1 pseudogene is annotated in these 442 nt (G+C 44.3%); it reads left to right on the plus strand.

Annotation, left to right across the window (positions count from 1 at the left end):
- A pseudogene (locus tag R7F67_RS23835) lies at positions 1-442 on the plus strand (phosphoglucomutase/phosphomannomutase family protein); the annotation flags it as partial.

Consider the following 442-nt stretch of genomic DNA (forward strand, 5'->3'; position numbering starts at 1 on the left):
TTCCAGTGGGCTTCAAACACATCAGCTCGCAAATGGAAGCAGATGACTCACTGATTGGTGGAGAAAGCTCTGGTGGTTTAACTATTCGCGGTCATATCAAAGGTAAAGATGGTGTGTTCGCATCAAGCTTACTGGTTGAAATGATCTCGGTAACGGGCAAAAAGCTGTCTGAACTACTGGATGAAATCTATGGCAAGTACGGCTACGCGTACATGGCAGAAGGTGATTGCAAATTCAAACCAGCGCAAAAAGAAGTCCTATTCAACAAGATATATGTTGAAAAACAACTGCCTGAGTTTGAGTTCGATATTGAAAAAGTCAGCTACGAAGATGGCGCGAAAGTCTACTTCAAGAACGGCGGTTGGATCATCGCGCGCTTCTCTGGTACTGAGCCATTACTACGTATTTTTGCAGAAATGCAAGATAAGGACACTGCGGAACG

The organism is Vibrio sp. YT-17 (genome assembly GCF_033337375.1).
Lineage (GTDB): Bacteria > Pseudomonadota > Gammaproteobacteria > Enterobacterales > Vibrionaceae > Vibrio > Vibrio alginolyticus.